This is a genomic window from Rheinheimera sp., from assembly GCF_030824435.1.
GTDB lineage: Bacteria > Pseudomonadota > Gammaproteobacteria > Enterobacterales > Alteromonadaceae > Pararheinheimera.
Genome location: NZ_JAVBXS010000038.1, coordinates 1 through 20,994 on the forward strand (window position 1 = coordinate 1; position 20,994 = coordinate 20,994).

Sequence of the window (20,994 nt, forward strand, 5' to 3'; positions counted from 1 at the left end):
TTTTTTATCTTCTAACTCGAAATAAATCAGCACATTACGTAAAAAAATAACATCAAATTTAGGTAAATCCGGCGGTAACTTAAACAGATTCACCCGCTCAAAGTTCACTCTTTGCCGCAAAGCATCACCAATTCTGAACCAGCCGTGGTCTTTACCTACACCTTTTTGACAAAACTGCTGCAGATAAGCGGCTGGGATTTTAGCGGTTTCAGCAATAGGGTACACAGCACGTCTGGCTTTGGTCAGCACGTCGGTATTAATGTCAGTGCCCAAAATCTGCCAGTTGGTTTGCAGTCCCAGTGTTGCGGCCAATAACATCGCAATGCTGTAGGCTTCTTCGCCGGATGAAGAAGCAGCACTCCAAATCTGCAGGTTCTGTTTTAAATGTTGCTGACTGACAACATCTTTTAAAAAGGCAAAGTGTTTGTCTTCACGGAAAAAATAAGTTTCATTGGTAGTTAGCAGATTTAATGCCAGCTGCTTTTCAGTCGGTTGGTTTTGATCTTTCAGTAATTTCAGGTATTGGCTGTAATTGGCCAGTTTTAAAGCATGCAGCCGCTTTTGCAAACGGCCGGTGATCATACCTTTTTTGATTGGGCTTAAGTGAATACCGGTTTGGGCATACAACCAGTCACGAAAACCGTTGAACTCAGCATCACTGAGTTCAGGTCCTTGTTGTGATATGCGTCTTGGCTCAGAATTTTTCGTATTCGAAATCATCAGCGGACTCATTGTTACGCTTAGCGGCTCTTGTAGCCACAGATACTGCTTTTGCCGGTCTGGCTGTTGGTTTTGTACCATGTTGAGCACGACTAGCGCCGATATGCTGCAGCGTAAAGAACTCCATCATCTGCTGCAGTTGCATCGCCTGAGTGGTCAGTTCTTCAGAAGTAGAGGACAATTCTTCACTGGCTGCGGCATTTTGTTGGGTCGCCTGGCTGATTTGACTGATGGCGCTGTTAATCTCATGGGCACCGGACGATTGTTCTGAACTGGCGGCGGCAATTTCCTGTACCAGCTCAGAAGTACGCTGAATAGAAGGTACTATCTGTTCCAGCAAGGTGCCGGCTTGTTCCGCCATACTGACTGAACTGCCAGCCATTTCACCAATTTCTTTGGCTGCAGTCTGGCTTCGCCCGGCAAGTTTACGCACTTCAGCCGCGACCACAGCAAAACCACGGCCATGTTCACCGGCGCGGCCAGCTTCAATAGCAGCATTCAGTGCCAGCAGGTTAGTCTGATAGGCAATATCGTCAATAATGCTGATTTTCTGGGCAATTTGGCGCATGGCAAGCACTGTTTCACGCACCGCTTTACCACCATCAATGGCATCCTGCGCACTTTTGCTGGCAATACCTTCAGTGATTTTTGAGTTTTCAGTGTTTTGTGCAATAGATGCCGACATTTCTTCCATCGAAGCGCTGGTTTCTTCCACGCTGGCAGCCTGCTCAGATGAAGACTGGCTCAGCGACTGCGCAGTAGCATTCATCTGTTCAGAAGCCGACGACAGGGTGTCTGCCGCAGAGCGCACTTCCTGAATAATGTTGCTTAAGTTTTTCACCATAGATGCGATGGCGGCCAACATACTGTTGTTGTCACCAGGTTTGAGCTCAACTTCTACTGACAAATCACCGGCCGCTACTTTGCTGATAATATCTTCGGCATAGTGAGGTTCACCACCAAGCTGCGTTACTAAACTGCGGGTGATCAAAAAACCAAGGGTAATACTCAGCACCAGACTGAACACAATACAAATTACATTGATAAGAAAAGAGCGTTCATAAGCTGCAGTTGAGTCGTTGTAGGCACTACCGGCAACTTTTAACTGCACTTCAACCAGTTTGGCAAAACGGTCTGAAACCGGTTCTATGCTCGGATAAAGTTTGCTAAGCACAAAGATATCCAAAGCGCCGGCGTCCTGTTTACGCAAGATGTCTTTAAGCTCCACTGTGGAGCTGTCTGCCACTTTCAGTAAATCTTTAATCTCGTTCACCACAGCTGTTTCTTCGGCAACCATGTCGGTCGCCAGATAAGCTGCCCAGGTGTCGTGAATAATTTTGTCGGCCTGTTCGATATTGGCCAGACCCTGCGCCCAGTCCATGCCTTTATTCCGCACTTTATGCGCTGTGTCGACGATGTTCACCGCGTACATATCGGCAATCAGTTTTAAATCTTTCAGCGGCACAACTCTGTCGTTGTACACACTGGACATAGCAGTATTGGAGTCCCGTGCGGTAAAAATACCCAGAACCCCGACAATCAGAATTAAGATAATCATCGAAGAGGCCAGGGTAGCCATCCGGGTTGCTACTTTCATTTTTTTAAACATGGAAACCTCTGTTGGTTATTTTTCGACAACGTTTTCAATGACGGCTGTCATCTCTTCGACCGACAATACCCGCTCACCACGCAGCAGGATGACAAACTGGTCTCCGGTATTGACAACACCAAGAATAAACTGGGCACGGATGCGGGCGCCAAAAGTAGGAGCCGGTTCTATGGTATCCATATTAATTTCCATCACCTCACTGACGCTGTCGACCACTGCGCCAATGGTGACAGTTTGTTCTTCAAAAACGATTTCCAGAATGACAATACAGGTGCGTTTCTGAATTTCAGTGGGTGCTTTATTAAAACGTACTGACAAATCAATCACAGGCACCACTTCACCACGCAGGTTCAGCACGCCTTTGACAAATTCCGGCATCAGTGGAATAGGGGTGACATTGTCATATTCAATAATTTCTTTAACCGCGCTGATACTGATACCAAAACATTCATCCCTCAGTACAAAGGTCAGAAAGTGCTGGTGACTGAGCGGGTCCTTGGTGAAACTTTCATCCATTGGTAGGCTCCGGACTATGACATAGGGTGACAGGAAGCATTCTCAGCGGTGCTGGCAAACTGCACCAGCTGAGGAATATCCAGAATAAAACCGACATTACCTGAACCGAGAATGGTGTAACCCCCGATCCCTTGCAGAGACTGAAACATGGTATTGAGTGGTTTGATCACGGCCTGTAGTTCACCCTGAAGCTGATCAACCACTAAACCTGCTTTGTGATTACCGTATTGCACCACCACAATATTCTCTTTGGCTTGTGCATCCGATTTGAGGTTAAATAGCTGCTTTAACTTAATAAATGGCAGTACTTCACCACGCAGGTCCAAATAGTTTCTGTCATTTTCGTTTTGACTTTCAAATTCAATACATTCCTGCACCATATTCAATGGCAACACCAGATGGGTGTCACCGATGCGCACCAGAAAACCGTCAATAATGGCTAATGTCAGCGGCAGGCGTATTTTAAAAGTAGTACCTTTATCGGGGATTGAATCAATCTGGATTTGGCCACGCAGCTCTTCAATATTGCGTTTAACCACATCCATACCAACACCCCGGCCCGACAGGTTGGTCACAGCTGCTGCAGTTGAAAAACCTGGCGCAAAAATGAGTTTAAAGATGTCTTCTTTGTTGAGTTCGCGGTCGCTTGGGATAATGCCTTTTTCAATAGCCTTTTGCCGGATACGTTCTACATTCAGGCCAGCACCATCGTCGCTGATTTCAATCACCACTGAACCGGATTCATGGCAAGCTGACAGCTTTAATTGGCCTTGCGCTGGTTTGCCTTTGTAAAGCCGCATTTCTTTGTTTTCAATACCGTGATCGAGCGCATTGCGTACTATATGCATCAGAGGGTCGGACAGCTTTTCCACCATGGTTTTATCCAGTTCAGTGTCAGCGCCTGAAACGACCAGCTCGATATCTTTGCCAAGCTCCTTGGACACGTCCCGCACTATACGGCGCAAACGGCTGAAAGATTCGCCAACCTGTACCATGCGAAGACCAAGAGCGCCATCGCGGATTTGCTCAAGCAAGCCTGTCAGTACACCAAAGGCCTCCTGCAACGCTTCATGCTCAATTTGCTGTAACAGCGTGTCGATACTGGCACCGGCGGTCACCAACTCACCAACCAGGTTAATCAGCTCATCGAGTTTGCGCGCCTCAACCTTCAGGAACTGAAAGTCCGGCGGTCTTTTGTGTTCTGTTGATTTTTGTTTATCCAGCGCTATCGCCACAGTGTCAACTGAAACAGCTCCCTGTTCCACCAGCAGTTCACCGAGAGCCTGCTCCTTTTGGCTTTGCTGTTGTTGTTGCTGCTGAGTCTGCAGTGCACTTTGCAGTTCACGCTCTGTGACAGCCCCAACACTGACCAATAACGCGCCCAGTTTTTCATCGGAAGGGGCGATATTTTGCAATGACTGTTCAATATGTTGTGGAGTTGTGATCACGACAACACTGTTGTCCTGCACAAACTCAAACACATCTTCAATCTGTTGTTTGCCTGCGTCTGAGGCAAAATCGAGTTTTAACTGCAAATAACAGGACTCTGGATCAAAGACCTCGGGAAAAGCCCAGTGAGTTTGTACATTGTGAATGCTGCCCAGTGTTTGCAGAAAATTCAACTGAGACAAAGGGTCCATACCATCACGAAACACATCTTCGCCATAATGTACTTCAATTTGCCAATCCGCCGGGCTGGTGTGGAGTAGAGTTTTGCTCTGAGTTTCAATAACGGGCTGTGGCTGAATATACTGATGCAACTGGTCGATCAGCCTTGCACCATGCTGCAGATCAATACTGACACTGTCATCTTCCAGTTGGCGGATCATCGCAGCCATATGATCCTGACAATCCAGCATCAGATTGATAAGTGCGGCGTCCATCTCCAGTTCATTGCTGCGCACCTTATCCAGCACACTTTCGACGTTATGGGTAAAAACCACCACAGGGTCAAAACCAAACATACCGGCTGAACCTTTAATGGTATGAGCAGCACGGAAAATGGCATCTATATGCTCTGCAACCTCGGCCTCGCCACTTTCAATTTCCAATAAACAACTTTCCATCACCGCCAGTAAGCTGTTGGCTTCTTCGATGAACAATAACCTTGCCTGCGTCAGATCCATCACGGACATCCTTTATTGTTCAAAATGTTGTGGCCATTGCAGCGCGTAAAGCGCGCTGATCCGGGCAAAAGCATCATTGTCTGCACCTGAGACTATCAGCTGTGCCGGGGCGTGAATTTGGCTGACAAGCCACAACAACAACTGCACACCGGCCGAATCCAGTTCTTCAAGGCTGGCGACGTCCAGAATCAGTTTCAGACTGTCACTTTGCCAGAAAGGCTGCAGCGCCTGATAAACCTCACGGACGTTAAAAATCGTCAGTTCATTTGGGAGCTCAGCAACCAGAAAGTCGGCTTTGTGACTCAGTTGTACCGTCATGCCATTGTCCTTCAATCGTGAATCTTCAGGCTAAGATCAGTTTTTGCACTGCAACTAACATCTGTTCAGGTTTAAACGGCTTAACAACCCAGGCTTTGGCACCTGCTGCTTTGCCTTCTTCTTTTTTCTGATCCGAACCTTCAGTGGTGAGCATAATGACAGGGGTAAAACGATAAGCAGGCAACTGTTTGATTTCTTTAAGCATCGTAATGCCGTCCATATTGGGCATATTGACGTCAGAAATAATCAGATTCACTTTCTGACCAGTCAATTTCCCAAGTGCATCTTTGCCGTCGCAGGCTTCAATGACGTCATATCCGTTGGCTCTTAATGTCATACCAACAACCTGACGAATACTGATGGAGTCATCCACTATCAAAATGGTTTTCATAAAAGTCCCCGGTTAAAAGAAAGTAATATCGTCATCCTGATTGTTATTTTTGCTGCTCTGTCCACCACGGTGCACACTGGCTTGTTCAAGCGTGGTATAGGTTTTTTCAAGTTCTGTTAACCATTGTTCAGTGGAGATGAGCTGTGGGTTTTTATCATGCTGGATGTCATCAAGCATTTCTGTACACTTTTGTCGCAATTTATCCATATCAGACATAATGTGACTAAGAATTTGGCTGACTCTGTCCTGAAACTGCAGATTCACAATGACATCAGACAGTTGCTGCTGCACATGTCTGGATTGTTGTTCAAGTCTGTCGGTGTTGTCAGTGATCGCCCGAACGGCCTGTTCATAATCGCTGATCACACCGTGAATGGTTTGTTCGGTTTGCGCTATGGCTTTTTGTTCGTTCTCTACCAGGCCGGCAGAATCCTGCACTACTTTGGTCAGTGCTTTGGTAACATCCGCCACCCGCTCGCGAATGCGCCGGCCTGCTTCACCAGAGCGATTGGATAAGGCCCGAACCTCGGTTGCGACTACAGCAAAACCACGACCACTTTCTCCGGCGCGGGCAGCTTCGATGGCAGCATTCAGAGCCAACAGGTTGGTCTGAGAAGCAATATCGCCCACTTCAGCCGTCATACTTTGTAAAGCTTCGGTGGCTTTGGCCAGTTGCTGAATTTCCTCCAGCATCTTTTGTCTGTTGTGCTGGGCGTCATTCAGCTGACGGGTCATGTCCAATAATTTTGTTTCAGACTGCTCAATCATCAGGATCAATTCCTGATTCTGACGACCTGACTGAGAATTTTGCGGATCATTCAATAAATCGAACAATTGCTGAAAACGGCCATTCAGATTCACCACAGCATCTTCGGTTTGTTCTTTTACCAAAGTGGATTGTTTATTCCACATTGGCATCAGCTGATGAACCAGCGACAACAGATTTTCAGAAAAATGCTGATAATGTGCCGGCTCTTTGTGAACCAGGGCCGTTGTCTTGACGGCGACTAAAGGGTCCGGCCATTTCTGGTAAATTAAACCGCCGCTTACAAAAAGCAGCACCGCAAACAGCACCGAAAAACTGAACGCGAGCTCACTTATTCCAACAAGTACAACAAGAAATGCCAGCAAGCCCAGCACAAGATATTTTGCAAAAGATGAAGTCATATAAGGTCTAAAGTCCAATGTTAGTAAAACAATTCAGCTGTGTAATTTTTGTACTTGGCTTTTGTCGCGCCGTTTAATACTTGACGCAAATAGCGAGCTCGTCAAGTTGAGTTGACAAACTAAATGGCTTTCTAAACAAAGATTTTTTCTTTATTAACCAGATATTTATTCGCAACGTCAGTTGCATGGTGAATTGCTTGCAAACTGAAACATCATGGATTTATTTTGCTTACAATGCAGCGCCCGCATGTTTAAAAGCGACAGCGACTTGCTGTTGAACACCTGATGCTTTTGCCCCAACATCAGCCAGACATCTGAAGCTCACAGTTCTAATTATTCGATAGAATGCTGCGGTTTTTTATGGTTTTTATTTGATCTCTCAGCAAGTAAATTGAGTAACAAGGAGGACCTATGCAGTCAGGACAACAAGATTTGACCAGCAAGCCCAATGACAACCGATATAACAATACCAGCGTTAGCCTGCATTGGCTGATGGCGGTGGTGGTGTTTGGGTTATTTGCTCTGGGATTTTGGATGGTGGATTTAACCTATTACAGCAGCTGGTACAAAACCGCGCCTTATTGGCATAAAAGTGTCGGTATCATTTTGGCTATGCTGTTGATTTCACGATTATTCTGGCGCTTTAAAGCGGGTAAGCCTGCGCCAATTGCGAGTCACAGTGCAACAACAATAAAAATGGCAACAGCGGTCCATTTTTTGTTGTATCTGATGCTGTTGGCCATTGTGTTGACCGGGTATCTTATTTCAACAGCGGACGGGCGGGGCATTGACGTATTCAGCTGGTTTGAAGTACCGGGTTTGGGTGAGTTGTTTAGCGGCCAGGCCGACATTGCCGGCGCTTTGCATAAATGGTTTGCGTACGGTTTGATGGGTTTAGTGGCTTTACACGCACTTGGCGCCATCAAACATCATGTGATTGACAAAGACGCCACATTAAAACGGATGTGGTGGAGCAAAAATCAGGAAAACTCAAAGGAGAATCCATGAAAAAGTTAATATTAGCGACAGTTTTAAGTTCGTTATTTGTGTTGCCGGCAGTACAAGCCGCTGACTATGTGATTGATACTCAGGGTGCACATGCTTTTGTGCAGTTTAAAGTCAGCCATTTGGGTTACAGCTGGTTGCATGGTCGTTTTAATACCTTCAGTGGTACATTCAGTTATGACGACAAAAATCTGGCTGAATCAAAGATTTCCATTGAAATTGACACTAAAAGTGTCGATTCCAACCATGCAGAGCGCGATAAACACTTACGCAGCCCGGATTTTCTAAATGTGGATAAACACGGCAAAGCAACTTTTGTCAGCACTAAAGTAGTGCCAAAAGAAGGCGCCAATTTTGATTTGGTAGGCAACTTTACCTTGAATGGCGTGACCAAAGAAATTACCATTGCGGCCGCTAAAACAGGGGAAGGCAAAGATCCATGGGGCGGTTACCGTGCTGGTTTTGAAGGAAAAACCAATATCAAACTGTCAGACTATGGTATCAAAAATATCTTAGGCCCAGCCTCAGAAACTGTGCATCTTGATCTTGTGGTGGAAGGTATTCGTCAGTGAGCTGAAGTGGCTATTGTTTTAAAAGGTTAAACAATAGCTTCTAAGGTCTGAAAACTGCGTTTCGCAAAAGTTGGAAATGTAGCTGCAAAAAGGCAAATCTCTGATTTGCCTTTTTCTATTTCTAATCAAGAGGTTATTATCAGCCGGATGTTTTAAGGCTTTGGCATTTTTGTCGGGTTTATGGGGGCGGGTTTATATTTGCGGGCTTGTGTTTAGGTGCTAGGACGGGATCTCAATTTTAATATCGCCAACAGGCACACTGCAACAAGGTAAAAATTCACCTTTACGTACAAAAGCCAAAGGCTCCTGTAAATAGCTGATTTGGCCTTCGAGCAATTTACAACGGCAAGCACCACAAAAACCGGCACGGCAATGGTAATTCAGCTGGTATTTGTGCTGCTCTAAAGTTTCGAGCAGATTTGGGCAGCTGCCGTCAAAAAGCAGGCTGCTGCCGTCCGGTAACCCAATCTTCGACATTGGCGTTATAAGTCAAAATCGCCAAAGTCAGCACCATCGACTTCGTTGTCAATCTGACCAACAAGATAAGAGCTGATTTCAGATTCCTGCGGCGCTACCTGCACATTGTCAGACACCAGCCAGGCGTTGATCCATGGAATAGGGTTTTGGGTGGTACTGAAAATTGGTTTCATACCCAGCGTTTGCATCCGTACGTTGGTAATGTATTCAACGTACTGACACAAAATGTCTTTATTCAGACCAATCATAGAGCCGTCTTTAAACAAAAACTCGGCCCAGTCTTTTTCCTGCTCTGCCGCTTTGCGGAAAATGGCATAAGCTTCCTGCTCACATTCTTTGGCAATTTCACCCATCACAGGGTCATCTTCACCAGCCGCCATAATATTCAGCATATGCTGAGTGCCGGTTAAATGCAGGGCTTCATCACGGGCAATCAGCTTGATGATTTTAGCATTGCCTTCCATCAGCTCACGCTCGGCAAAAGCAAAACTACAGGCAAAACTGACATAAAAACGAATGGCTTCCAGTACGTTGACCGACATCAGGCACAGATACAGTTTTTTCTTCAGCTCACGCAGCGTAATGGTATGGCTGACACCATTGACAGTGTGGGTACCTTCACCACAAAGGTGATACAGATTGACTGAGTTAATTAAATCATCGTAATAACGGGTCACATCGTCGGCCCGTTCAATAATTTTTTCGTTCACCAGAATGTCATCAAAAATTTTGTGGGGTTCATTGGTGATATTTCTGACGATATGGGTGTAACTGCGGCTGTGAATAGTTTCACTAAAAGCCCAGGTTTCAATCCAGGTTTCCAGCTCAGGCAAAGAAACAATTGGCAATAAAGCCACATTCGGCGAGCGTCCTTGCACTGAATCCAGCAGCGTCTGGTATTTCAGGTTGCTGACAAAAATGTGTTTTTCATGCTCAGGCAAACCCTGAAAGTCGATGCGGTCTTTGCTGACATCCACTTCTTCCGGACGCCAGAAAAAACTCAGCTGTTTTTCAATCAGCTTTTCAAAAATGACGTACTTTTGCTGATCGTAACGCGACACATTGACGGAAGTCCCAAAAAACATCGGTTCTTTCATTTGATCGTTATTAGTACGATTAAAAGTGGTATACGCCATTGCTCACAGCTCTCTTGTTATAAGTTTTAAATTGGTACGAAATATACGGGGCTCAAAGAGCCCCGGTTTCACTAGATTTTACAAGCGCCACCGGCGCAGCCATCATCAGCCGCTTCGGCTTTGATGTCTTCCTGCACATCTGAAGCGCCATCACGGGTGTTATGGTAATAAAGCGTTTTTACACCCAATTTGTATGCGGTCAGAATATCTTTTAATAACAACTTCATAGGGACACGGCCACCATCAAATTTAGCCGGGTCATAGTTGGTATTGGCAGAAATAGTCTGGTCGATAAACTTCTGCATAATGGCCACCAGCGCAATATAACCATCGTTATTTGGCATATCCCACAGCAGCTCGTAGCTGTCTTTGAGCTGGTCGTAATCAGGCACCACTTGTTTCAGAATACCGTCTTTACTGGCTTTGACGCTGACATGGCCACGGGGTGGTTCAATACCATTGGTGGCATTGGAGATTTGTGATGATGTTTCTGAAGGCATTAAGGCCGACAGCGTTGAGTTACGCATGCCGTGCGCCAGAATGTCCTGACGCAGCTTGTCCCAGTCGTAATGCAAAGCTTCGTCACAAACCTTGTCTAAATCTTTTTTGTAGCTGTCAATTGGCATCACACCCTTAGAATAGGTGGTTTCATGAAACAGCGGACAAGGGCCAAATTCCTGCGCCAGTTTATTGGACGCTTTCATCAGGTAATACTGAATGGCTTCAAAAGTGCGGTGCGTTAACGCATTGGCTGAACCATCGGAATATTTCACGCCATTTTTTGCCAGATAATAAGCGTAGTTAATCACACCAACACCTAAGGTACGACGGCCCATAGAGGCAGAGAACGCCGCCGGAATAGGGTAGTCCTGATAACCCAGCAGGCTGTCAAGCGCACGAACTGCAAGTTCAGCCAGCTCTTCAAGCTCATCAAGGTTGTCGATGGCACCTAAGTTAAAGGCCGACAGGGTACAAAGCGCAATTTCACCATTGGGATCGTTGACGTCATTTAATGGTTTGGTTGGCAATGCAATTTCAAGGCAAAGGTTGCTCTGACGTACTGGCGCTACAGCCGGATCAAAGGGGCTGTGGGTGTTGCAGTGGTCAACGTTTTGCAGATAAATACGGCCAGTGCTGGCGCGTTCCTGCATAAACAAAGTAAAGAGTTCCAGCGCTTTAATACGTTTTTTGCGCACATTGCTGTCAGCTTCGTATTTCACATACAGCTGTTCAAACAAATCCTGATCCTGGAAAAAGGCGTCGTACAAACCAGGTACATCAGAAGGGCTGAACAAGGTGATGTAGTCGTCTTTAATCAAACGGGTGTACATCAGGCGGTTAAACTGCACGCCGTAATCTAAATGGCGTACGCGGTTTTCTTCCACACCACGGTTGTTTTTCAGCACTAACAGCGATTCAACTTCTAAATGCCACAGCGGATAAAACAAGGTGGCGGCACCACCACGCACACCACCCTGAGAGCAGCTTTTCACCGCAGTCTGGAAGTGCTTGTAAAATGGAATACAACCAGTGTGGAAAGCTTCACCATTGCGGATTGGGCTGCCAAGAGCACGGATGCGGCCAGCGTTAATACCAATACCGGCGCGTTGTGACACATATTTCACAATGGCGCTTGAGGTGGCGTTAATCGAATCCAGACTGTCACCACATTCAATCAGCACACAAGAGCTGAACTGACGGGTTGGGGTACGTACGCCGGACATAATGGGCGTTGGCAAGGATATTTTAAATAAAGAAACCGCGTCATAAAAACGGCGCAGATAGTCAAGCCGGGTCGCTTTTGGATAATTGGCAAACAAACATGCCGCCACCAGAATATATAAAAACTGGGCGCTTTCGTAAATTTCGCCGGTCACACGGTTTTGTACCAGATATTTACCTTCCAGCTGCTTTACTGCGGCGTAGCTGAAATTCATATCACGGCTGTGGTCAATAAAGCTGTCGATGAGGTCGATTTCTTCTTTACTGTAATCGGCCAGAATGTGGGCGTCGTACCTGTTGTCTTCCACCATTTTCACCACGTGGTCATACAACTTTGGTGGCTCAAACTGGCCATAAGCTTTTTTACGCAGGTGGAACACCGCCAGGCGGGCAGCCATATACTGATAATCCGGAGTTTCTTTTGAAATCAGATCAGCTGCAGCTTTAATAATGGTTTCGTGAATGTCTTCGGTTTTAATACCGTCGTAGAACTGAATATGCGAGCGCAGTTCAACCTGAGAGACGGAGACGTTTTGTAAACCTTCAGCAGCCCAGGTGATAACTCTGTGGATTTTATCCAGATCCAGAGGTTCCCGTTCGCCGTCACGTTTGGTAACAAAGAGTGGTTGGTTCATTGCTGAAGGATTCCGTTTCAATTGTTGTTATAAGTTGTTTGCACTTGGCTATTTTTTTATAGAAAAAACCCAAAAACAACAGTCTTGCGTTTAGCAGTTTTAAAGCTGCAAAAAGGCAGATATTGCAGGCCTGCGATACCAGTGAACTCAGCTTTTGGTGCTGCACTAGATATGGGGTTTTTCCTTAAACGAATCACAAGATAGAGTGGATCAATGGCAATTGCAACCCCTTGCCAACAGCGAAAATTAACCACATTTTTGTTATGTTAGTGCTTACTCACTTGAGAGCCGCGTAACTGAAAACACCCCGTTATAAGCAAGCGTTTTTTTTCATTTTCACTAAATAATTTGAGCGGTTATTTTTTAAAACAGCACTGTTCAAAAAGCACACAGCTGTGCTTTTCAGGGCACAGCTGTGATGTTGTTTGCATGCAATAAAAATGAAAATAACTGTTAACCCGGCAGGTAATTTATCAGTTCACTCAGTTGTTCAATACGGAGGTCTGCCTGCCACAATTCAGGCTTGTCACAAGCTCCGATATAACCAAAACCAGCCAACACTGTTGTCATACCAGCACGACGACCCGCTTCAATATCACGCTCAGCATCGCCGACGTACCAACAATGTTTGACCGGAACTTTCAGCTGATGAGATGCCATGAAAAGTGGTGTTGGGTCGGGTTTGCGCACCCCAAGACTGTCTCCACCCAATAAAATGCCACAGCCTGCAAGCTCCGGCAGCTGACGCAGCATACTGGCCGCCAGTTTATAAGGTTTGTTAGTGACTATGCCCCAGGGAATATGCTGTTTATTCAGTGTTGTGATAAGTTCAGCGCCACCTGGAAACAGCCGGCTATGATCACAAATATGTGCAGCATAAAATTGCAATAACATGCTGCGAAGTTCGAAAAAGTCAAAACGTGAAAGCGCAGCGCCAAAACCAAGCTCTAACAAACCTTTGGCACCGTGGGATGCCACAGGACGATATTGTTCCGCCGTGCAAAGTGGCAGTTGGTGCTCTGCCAACACATAATTTAACGCCGCGCCCAAATCATCAGCGGTATCCACTAAAGTACCGTCTAAATCGAATAGCAGCGCCTGGGGTAATCTGAAAGATAATGTCATAGCTGCCTCAGTTACAACGGCTTACGCGCAACAACAAAATAATTCACATCCACACCGGGGCCGGTGCGAAAGCTTTGCTGAATAGGGTTGTAGTGCAAACCTGTGGCATCAACCACCTCTAAGCCGGCTTGTTCAATCCAGCGCATCAGCTGTGAAGGGCGGATAAACTTATTAAAATCGTGGGTGCCATTGGGCACCAGCTTTAACAGCTTTTCTGCTGCTACTATGGCTAGCAGATAAGCTTTCCAGTTTTTATTTAAGGTAGAAAACACCAGGGTGGCGCCAGGCAAAGCTAAATCGGCGCAAGCCTGCACCACAGACTCAGGCGCCGGCACATGCTCCAGCATTTCCATACAGGTCACCAGTTCAAAGGCTGCCGGGTGGGCTTTGGCAAAATCTTCGGCTGTGCTTTGCTGATAAGTCACTTCAGTACCGGTTTCCAGCGCATGCAATTTGGCTACTGTTAAGGCTTCTGCTGCCATATCAATGCCGGTCACAACAGCGCCTGCTTTGGCCATAGATTCAGCCAGAATGCCACCACCACAACCCACATCCACGGCTTTTTTACCAAATAAACCCTGCACCTGATCACTGATATAACAAAGGCGGGTCGGGTTCAGCTGATGCAAAGGTTTAAATTCACCGGTCGGATCCCACCAGCGTGAGGCGATGTCGTTAAACTTGGCAATTTCACTGGCGTCAACATTGGCATTGGATGATGAGGACATAAAGGTGCTTTCTCTTACTGCAAAAATTTTGTCGTCATTATAAGGAGTTGCCATCAACATACAATCAGCTAAAGCTGCGCGCTTTGTGATTGGATCTTGTCTTAAGCATGGCAAGGCGGCACTATTGTGTTAGAATCCCCGGTTCTCGCCGCGCGGATATTAGAACTAAACGCGAGTCATCTGTCTGATTTTAAGGGAAAAAAGCTTTATTATGACAAATCTGGCCAAAGAAATCGTTCCCATTAATATTGAAGAAGAATTAAAAAATTCTTATCTCGATTACGCCATGAGCGTAATAGTTGGCCGGGCCTTACCCGATGTTCGGGACGGCTTAAAGCCAGTCCATCGCCGGGTTTTGTTCGCGATGAAAGAACTCGGCAACGAGTGGAACCGGGCTTATAAAAAATCTGCCCGTGTGGTCGGCGACGTGATTGGTAAATATCACCCGCACGGCGACACCGCTGTGTACGACACTATAGTCCGGATGGCACAGCCATTTTCACTACGTTATATGCTGGTTGACGGTCAGGGTAACTTCGGTTCAGTGGACGGTGACTCAGCGGCAGCCATGCGTTATACCGAAGTTCGTATGGCAAAAATCACCACTGAATTGCTGGCTGATTTAGACAAAGAAACAGTGGATTTTGTGCCGAACTACGACGGCACTGAAATGATCCCGGCGGTTTTACCAACCAAAATTCCAAATTTACTCATTAACGGTTCCAGCGGTATTGCCGTTGGTATGGCCACCAATATTCCGCCGCATAACCTCAACGAAGTGATCAACGCTTGTCTGGCCATTATTGCCAATCCGGATATTACAATACCGGAGTTGATGGAACATATCCCAGGCCCGGATTTCCCAACAGCCGCCATTATCAACGGCCGTCGTGGTATTGAAGAAGCTTATCGCACCGGTCGTGGCAAAGTGTATATCCGCGCCAAAACACATATTGAAACCGACGATAAAACCGGTCGTGAGACCATTATTGTTGATGAAATTCCGTATCAGGTAAACAAAGCCCGCTTGATTGAAAAAATTGCTGAGCTGGTGAAAGAAAAACGGATTGAAGGTATTTCAGCACTGCGCGATGAATCTGACAAAGACGGTATGCGTATTGTCATTGAACTCAAACGTGGTGAATCTTCAGATGTGATGCTGAACCAGTTGTATACCCAAACTCAGATGCAAACTGTGTTTGGTATCAATATGGTGGCTTTGGATCAGGGTCAGCCAAAACTCTTGGGTTTAAAAGAAATCCTCGAATGTTTTGTGTTACACCGCCGTGAAGTGGTGACCCGCCGTACCGTGTACGACCTGAAAAAGGCCCGTGACAGAGCCCATATTTTGGAAGGTTTAGCCATAGCGCTGACCAATATCGACGAAATTATTGAGCTGATTAAAAACTCACCAAGCCCGTCAGAAGCCAAAGCTGGTTTAGTAGCCCGTGGCTGGTTGCTGGGTAACGTCAAAGAAATGCTGGAACGTGCCGGTGAAAGTGCCGCACGTCCGGAGTGGCTCGAAGAGCATTTTGGCATTCGTGATGGTTATTATTACCTGACCGAACAACAGGCGCAGGCCATCCTTGATTTACGTCTGCACAAACTGACCGGCCTTGAACACGAGAAAATCCTTGGTGAATACAAAGAGCTGCTGGATTTAATTGCCGAGTTATTACACATTCTGGCGAGCCCGGAACGTCTGATGGAAGTGATTTGTGAAGAGTTAGAAGCGGCCAAAGCCATGTATGGTGATGCCCGTCGTACTGAGATCCAGGACAATGCACTGGATATCAATATGGAAGACTTAATCGCTGAAGAAGATGTGGTTGTCACCTTGTCACACTTAGGTTATGCCAAATATCAGGCCTTGTCTGATTATGAAGCGCAGCGCCGCGGTGGCCGTGGTAAAGCAGCCACTACAGTCAAAGATGAAGACTTTGTTGATCAGTTATTAATTGCCAGCACCCATGACACCATTTTGTGTTTCTCCAACCGGGGTCGTCTGTACTGGATGAAGGTGTATCAGTTGCCACTGGCTTCCCGTCAGGCGCGTGGTAAACCTATTGTTAACTTGTTGCCGCTGGAAGAAAACGAACGTATTACCGCAATTTTGCCGGTTCGTGAATACGAAGAAGGCAAATATGTGTTTATGGCAACCGCCTTTGGTACTGTGAAGAAAACAGCTTTAACTGAATATTCCCGTCCACGCAGCAACGGTATTATTGCCGTGAACCTGAATGAAGGCGACCAGCTGATTGGGGTGGATATCACAGACGGCAGCAGTCAGATCATGTTGTTCTCTGATGATGGCAAAGTTGTACGTTTTAAAGAAGATCAGGTTCGTCCTATGGGCCGTGGCGCCACAGGCGTGCGTGGTATTAAACTGCGCGAAAACGGTTCAGTGGTCTCCCTGATAGTGCCGAAGTCTGATGGCGCTATCTTAACTGTCACCGAAAACGGTTATGGTAAACGGACTTCACTGGCTGAATACCCTGAGAAGAGCCGCGCCACCCAAGGTGTTGTGTCTATTAAGGTTTCTGAGCGTAACGGCCTGGTGGTTGGTGCAGTGCAGGTGAATGCACTGGACGAAATCATGCTGATCTCTAACAAAGGTACTTTAGTCCGTACCCGCGTCAAAGAAGTGTCGCAGGTTGGCCGTAACACAGCCGGTGTGATTTTGATCCGTACTCAGGAAGGCGAAAAAGTGGTGGGCGTACAGCGCATCAACGAAATTCAGGATCAGGAAGAGCTGGCCGCAGCAGAAGCCGAAGTGGCGGTGCTGGATCAGCAAAATAAGGTTGACATTGAAGTTGAACCTGACGATTCAGAAGAATAAGCAATAGCTTAAAAAACGGGCGCTTCGGCGCTCGTTTTTTTTAGGCAAAAAATAACAGCAACAACAGGCAGATTTTTGGTTTGCCGCTCTGGTAATTTGCGGTAGAGTGTTTATTCAAAAAAGAAGCCATCCAGATGGCAACTTACTATTGCGGTGCCACCCTTAAAAAAACAAAGCAACCACAATAGCGCCAGGTCCACGCCAGGCCCGTTTTTTATTTTCAGTACATCTAAAGAGGACATCATGACAACTTATAATTTTTGCGCTGGCCCGGCTATGTTGCCGACTGAAGTAATGTTGCAGGCGCAGGAAGAGTTTATCAACTGGCATGGTCGTGGCTGCTCCATTATGGAGATGAGCCATAGGGGTAAAGACTTTATGGCAGTTGCGGCCAAGGCGGAGCAGGATTTACGCGATTTAATGCATATTCCTGCCAACTACAAAGTGTTGTTTATGCACGGTGGTGGCCGTGGCCAGTTCTCAGCGGTGCCGCTGAATTTAATGCAGCCAGGCAAAAAAGCTGATTATATCGTTTCCGGCGCCTGGTCGAAGGCGGCTGCTGAAGAAGCGCTGAAATTTGGCGCCATTAACACCCAACAAATCCAGTTAAAAGCAGACGGCGTGCGCAGTCTGGTGGCAGAAAAAGACTGGCAACTTGATCCTCAGGCAAGCTTTGTGCATTTTTGCCCGAATGAAACCGTGGATGGCCTGGAATTTACCGCTGTGCCTGATACGCAGGTGCCGTTGGTTGCCGATTTGTCTTCCACTATCTTGTCACGGCCGCTGGATGTCAGTCGTTATGGCGTGATTTACGCAGGCGCACAAAAAAATATCGGCCCTTCAGGCCTGACTGTCGCCATAGTGCGCGAAGATTTATTGCCCAAAGCGGGCGCCAATATCCCGGCCATTCTGGATTACCGTTTAGCGGCTGAAAACGACTCTATGTTTAACACGCCACCGACTTATGCCTGGTATCTGGCAGGACTGGTGTTTGAGTGGCTTAAGCGTCAGGGCGGTGTTGAGGCTATGGGCAAAATTAACCAGCTTAAGGCTGACACTTTGTATCAGTACCTCGATCAATCTGATTTTTATCGTAATGACGTTGCTTCAGCCAATAGATCCTGGATGAATGTGCCATTTTTCCTGGCGGATGACAGGTTAAATGATTTGTTTATTGCTGAGTCTGAAGCTGCAGGTTTATTGGCACTCAAAGGCCACCGTATGGTAGGTGGTATGCGCGCAAGTCTTTATAACGCCATGCCGCTTGAAGGGGTGCAAACCCTGGTGACCTTTATGCAAGAGTTTGAGCGGGTGCACGGCTGATGAAAACCTTAACTTTATCTCATGTGACCAAAGCCCAGGGCACTGTGCATTTACCGGGTTCAAAAAGTATTTCTAACCGGGTGTTATTACTGGCCGCTTTAGCCAAAGGTGAAACCCGCATCAGCAACTTACTGCACAGTGAAGATGTTGAGCATATGCTCAACGCGCTAAGCAAGTTAGACGTTAGTTACCAGCTGTCTGAAAGCAAAACAGAATGTGTGGTGCAGGGGCTTGGCGGCCTGTTTTCAGCGGATAAACCGCTGGAGTTATACCTTGGCAATGCCGGCACCGCTATGCGCCCACTTACGGCAGCGCTGGCAGCGTCCAATGTCGATGTCACCTTAACAGGTGAACCGCGGATGTATGAACGTCCTATCGGCCATCTGGTGGACGCTTTGGCGCAGTGGCATTGTGATATTGAGTATCTTGGAAGCAAAGATTACCCACCTTTACATATCCGTGGCAAAGCGCTCAAAGCAGGTTCGGTAAAAATTGACGGCAGTGTATCCAGTCAGTTTTTAACCGCTGTGTTGATGGTGGCGCCGTTACTTGATGGCGATTCAGTGATTAAAATTGAAGGTGAGCTGGTTTCCAAACCTTATATTGATATTACGCTGGCGCTGATGAGTCGTTTTGGTGTGGAAGTGCATAATGACAATTACCAGCGTTTTATTGTGCAAGGTAAGCAGCAGTATCAGGCGCCTGGTGATTTTCTGGTTGAGGGTGATGCATCTTCTGCCAGTTACTTTCTGGCAGCAGCAGCTATTGCCGGTGGCACTGTGAAAGTGACAGGTATCGGCAAAAACGCGGTGCAGGGTGATATTCATTTTGCCGATGCTCTGGAGGCAATGGGCGCCACTGTGGATTGGGGTTTTGATTATATTTCGGTTACGCGGAACCAGCTTAACGGTATTTCACGTGACTATAACGCCATTCCGGACGCTGCTATGACCATAGCGACGACCGCCTTGTTTGCTAAAGGGCCAACCCTTATCAGCAATGTGTATAACTGGCGGGTCAAAGAAACCGACCGTTTGGCGGCTATGGCGACAGAGCTGCGAAAAGTAGGTGCTGTGGTAGAAGAAGGTCAGGATTACATCCGGATAGAACCTCCGGTTGAAATTCAGCATGCCAGTATTGCCACTTACAATGACCATCGTATGGCCATGTGTTTTTCGATGCTGGCTTTTGCCGAAGCTGGTGTCACTATTGAAGATCCGGATTGCACCCGCAAAACCTTTCCTCAATATTTTGAAGTGTTTGCATCATTAACTTCACAAAACGCGTAACTTAAAAAGCCACGCGGTAACACCTTGTAATTTCTTGGGAAAGCCGCGCTTTTTGTCACAATTGTCTGTATAATGCCGCCACTTTTACTAAAGTGGCGAATTTTATGGAGGCAACATGCAGCAGGCGCCGGTAATTACCATCGATGGTCCTGGTGGTTCAGGCAAAGGCACAATTTGCCGTTTAGTGGCGCAAAAACTCGGTTGGCATCTGCTCGACAGTGGCGCTATTTACCGTGTATTAGCGCTGGCAGCAATTCACCACAATATTGCACCTGAAGATGAAGAAGCACTGCAACCACTTGCCGCGCATCTGGACGTACAGTTTAACTGCGATGAGCAATGTAACGTACGTATCACCCTTGAAGGTGAAAATGTCACAAACACCATTCGTACCGAACAAGTGGGTTCAGTCGCTTCAAAAATTGCTTCTTTACCAAGGGTGCGCGAAGCCTTGTTACGTCGTCAACGCGCCTTTCGTGAAGCGCCAGGTTTAGTGGCAGATGGCCGTGATATGGGCACTGTTGTCTTTCCGGGTGCCGAAGTAAAAATATTCCTGACTGCCGACCCTGCAGAACGCGCCAACCGGCGTTATTTAGAGTTGAAACAAAAGGGTCTTGATGTTAACATCGGCGACCTTTTGAGCGAAATTCAGGCAAGAGATGAGCGCGATATGAACCGCGCAGTTGCTCCGCTGAAACCAGCAGACGACGCCTACTTACTGGATTCGACCAGCAAAACCATTGATCAAGTGTTGGAAGAGGTTCTGAGCTTTGTTAAAAAGCAATTGAACCAGGCCTGAGCCTTCACTTTGGACAGCCGCTGACAAGGAATGTTAACGGTAAATTAAGCAACCCCACTTTATTCGGATGCAAAGTGGAGCAACTAACTGAAACAGTGAAAAATGACTGAAAATTTTGCACAATTATTTGAGGAAAGCCTCAAGACTATCGAAACTCGCCCAGGTTCAATCGTTAAGGGCACTATCGTAGCTATCCATAAAGACGTCGTACTGGTTGATGCCGGTCTGAAGTCTGAAGCTGCGATCCCGGTTGAACAATTCAAAAACCTGGCTGGCGAGATTGAAGTGAGCGTTGGTGACATCATCGACGTAGCTCTGGATGCAGTTGAAGATGGTTTCGGTGAGACTCTGCTGTCTCGCGAGAAAGCCAAACGTCACGAATCCTGGGTACGCCTGGAAAAAGCCTGTGAAGATAAAGTTACCGTTATCGGTGTTATCACTGGCAAAGTTAAAGGCGGTTTCACTGTCGAAGTTGACGGTATCCGTGCATTCCTGCC

19 protein-coding genes are annotated in these 20,994 nt (G+C 46.8%); 7 read left to right on the forward strand and 12 right to left on the reverse strand.

The window, feature by feature from the left end:
* The 7 genes from RCH83_RS09495 to RCH83_RS09525 all read right to left on the reverse strand — a co-directional run.
* A partial coding sequence (locus tag RCH83_RS09495) for a protein-glutamate O-methyltransferase CheR (RefSeq protein WP_306521355.1) occupies nucleotides 1-720 on the reverse strand: 720 nt, incomplete at its 3' end.
* Entirely contained in the window at nucleotides 695-2,329 is a 1,635-nt protein-coding gene (locus RCH83_RS09500; protein WP_306521357.1) for a methyl-accepting chemotaxis protein, read from the reverse strand. The genes RCH83_RS09495 and RCH83_RS09500, both read right to left, overlap by 26 nt.
* A gap of 15 nt (nucleotides 2,330-2,344) precedes the next feature.
* On the reverse strand, nucleotides 2,345-2,845 hold the full coding sequence (locus tag RCH83_RS09505; protein ID WP_306521359.1) for a chemotaxis protein CheW: 501 nt from the start codon (nucleotides 2,843-2,845) through the stop codon (nucleotides 2,345-2,347).
* A 14-nt stretch (nucleotides 2,846-2,859) separates the two neighbouring features.
* Nucleotides 2,860-4,971 carry a chemotaxis protein CheA gene (locus RCH83_RS09510; protein ID WP_306521361.1) on the reverse strand — a complete coding sequence of 704 codons (2,112 nt, stop codon included), beginning with the start codon at nucleotides 4,969-4,971 and terminating at the stop codon, nucleotides 2,860-2,862.
* 12 nt (nucleotides 4,972-4,983) lie between these two features.
* Entirely contained in the window at nucleotides 4,984-5,289 is a 306-nt protein-coding gene (locus RCH83_RS09515; protein WP_306521363.1) for an STAS domain-containing protein, read from the reverse strand.
* A gap of 25 nt (nucleotides 5,290-5,314) precedes the next feature.
* On the reverse strand, nucleotides 5,315-5,680 hold the full coding sequence (locus RCH83_RS09520; RefSeq protein WP_306521365.1) for a response regulator: 366 nt from the start codon (nucleotides 5,678-5,680) through the stop codon (nucleotides 5,315-5,317).
* A 12-nt stretch (nucleotides 5,681-5,692) separates the two neighbouring features.
* A complete protein-coding gene (locus tag RCH83_RS09525) occupies nucleotides 5,693-6,742 on the reverse strand; it encodes a methyl-accepting chemotaxis protein (RefSeq protein WP_306521367.1) in 1,050 nt (349 codons plus the stop codon).
* A gap of 516 nt (nucleotides 6,743-7,258) precedes the next feature.
* On the opposite strand from RCH83_RS09525, the gene RCH83_RS09530 reads away from it, so the two are divergent.
* Nucleotides 7,259-7,855 carry a cytochrome b gene (locus tag RCH83_RS09530; RefSeq protein ID WP_306521369.1) on the forward strand — a complete coding sequence of 199 codons (597 nt, stop codon included), beginning with the start codon at nucleotides 7,259-7,261 and terminating at the stop codon, nucleotides 7,853-7,855.
* Nucleotides 7,852-8,424, forward strand: coding sequence for a YceI family protein (locus RCH83_RS09535; RefSeq protein ID WP_306521371.1), 573 nt, complete (start codon nucleotides 7,852-7,854; stop codon nucleotides 8,422-8,424). The genes RCH83_RS09530 and RCH83_RS09535 overlap by 4 nt, the downstream gene beginning before the upstream one ends.
* Nucleotides 8,425-8,643: 219 nt before the next feature.
* Here RCH83_RS09535 and yfaE read toward each other — a convergent pair whose 3' ends face one another.
* From yfaE to ubiG, 5 genes are all read right to left on the reverse strand, one after another.
* On the reverse strand, nucleotides 8,644-8,901 hold the full coding sequence (gene yfaE, locus RCH83_RS09540) for a class I ribonucleotide reductase maintenance protein YfaE (RefSeq protein ID WP_306521373.1): 258 nt from the start codon (nucleotides 8,899-8,901) through the stop codon (nucleotides 8,644-8,646).
* Nucleotides 8,902-8,906: 5 nt separating this feature from the next.
* Nucleotides 8,907-10,037, reverse strand: coding sequence for a class Ia ribonucleoside-diphosphate reductase subunit beta (gene nrdB, locus RCH83_RS09545; RefSeq protein WP_306521375.1), 1,131 nt, complete (start codon nucleotides 10,035-10,037; stop codon nucleotides 8,907-8,909).
* A gap of 71 nt (nucleotides 10,038-10,108) precedes the next feature.
* Nucleotides 10,109-12,394 carry a class 1a ribonucleoside-diphosphate reductase subunit alpha gene (gene nrdA, locus RCH83_RS09550; RefSeq protein ID WP_306521377.1) on the reverse strand — a complete coding sequence of 762 codons (2,286 nt, stop codon included), beginning with the start codon at nucleotides 12,392-12,394 and terminating at the stop codon, nucleotides 10,109-10,111.
* A 453-nt stretch (nucleotides 12,395-12,847) separates the two neighbouring features.
* Nucleotides 12,848-13,519, reverse strand: coding sequence for an HAD family hydrolase (locus tag RCH83_RS09555; protein WP_306521379.1), 672 nt, complete (start codon nucleotides 13,517-13,519; stop codon nucleotides 12,848-12,850).
* Nucleotides 13,520-13,530: 11 nt separating this feature from the next.
* Nucleotides 13,531-14,247: a bifunctional 2-polyprenyl-6-hydroxyphenol methylase/3-demethylubiquinol 3-O-methyltransferase UbiG gene (gene ubiG, locus RCH83_RS09560; protein WP_306521390.1), complete on the reverse strand. Its 717-nt coding sequence runs from the start codon at nucleotides 14,245-14,247 to the stop codon at nucleotides 13,531-13,533.
* 211 nt (nucleotides 14,248-14,458) lie between these two features.
* Here ubiG and gyrA point away from each other — a divergent pair, with 211 nt between their 5' ends.
* The 5 genes from gyrA to RCH83_RS09585 form a co-directional block, all read left to right on the forward strand.
* Nucleotides 14,459-17,086 carry a DNA topoisomerase (ATP-hydrolyzing) subunit A gene (gene gyrA / locus RCH83_RS09565; RefSeq protein ID WP_306521381.1) on the forward strand — a complete coding sequence of 876 codons (2,628 nt, stop codon included), beginning with the start codon at nucleotides 14,459-14,461 and terminating at the stop codon, nucleotides 17,084-17,086.
* Between the two features lie 240 nt (nucleotides 17,087-17,326).
* Entirely contained in the window at nucleotides 17,327-18,409 is a 1,083-nt protein-coding gene (serC, locus tag RCH83_RS09570; RefSeq protein ID WP_306521392.1) for a 3-phosphoserine/phosphohydroxythreonine transaminase, read from the forward strand.
* Nucleotides 18,409-19,698 carry a 3-phosphoshikimate 1-carboxyvinyltransferase gene (aroA, locus tag RCH83_RS09575; protein ID WP_306521383.1) on the forward strand — a complete coding sequence of 430 codons (1,290 nt, stop codon included), beginning with the start codon at nucleotides 18,409-18,411 and terminating at the stop codon, nucleotides 19,696-19,698. The genes serC and aroA overlap by 1 nt, the downstream gene beginning before the upstream one ends.
* 115 nt (nucleotides 19,699-19,813) lie before the next feature.
* Nucleotides 19,814-20,497 carry a (d)CMP kinase gene (gene cmk / locus RCH83_RS09580; RefSeq protein ID WP_306521386.1) on the forward strand — a complete coding sequence of 228 codons (684 nt, stop codon included), beginning with the start codon at nucleotides 19,814-19,816 and terminating at the stop codon, nucleotides 20,495-20,497.
* Nucleotides 20,498-20,599: 102 nt separating this feature from the next.
* Nucleotides 20,600-20,994, forward strand: a 395-nt coding sequence (locus RCH83_RS09585; RefSeq protein ID WP_306521388.1) for a S1 RNA-binding domain-containing protein, incomplete at its 3' end; no start/stop codon positions are given.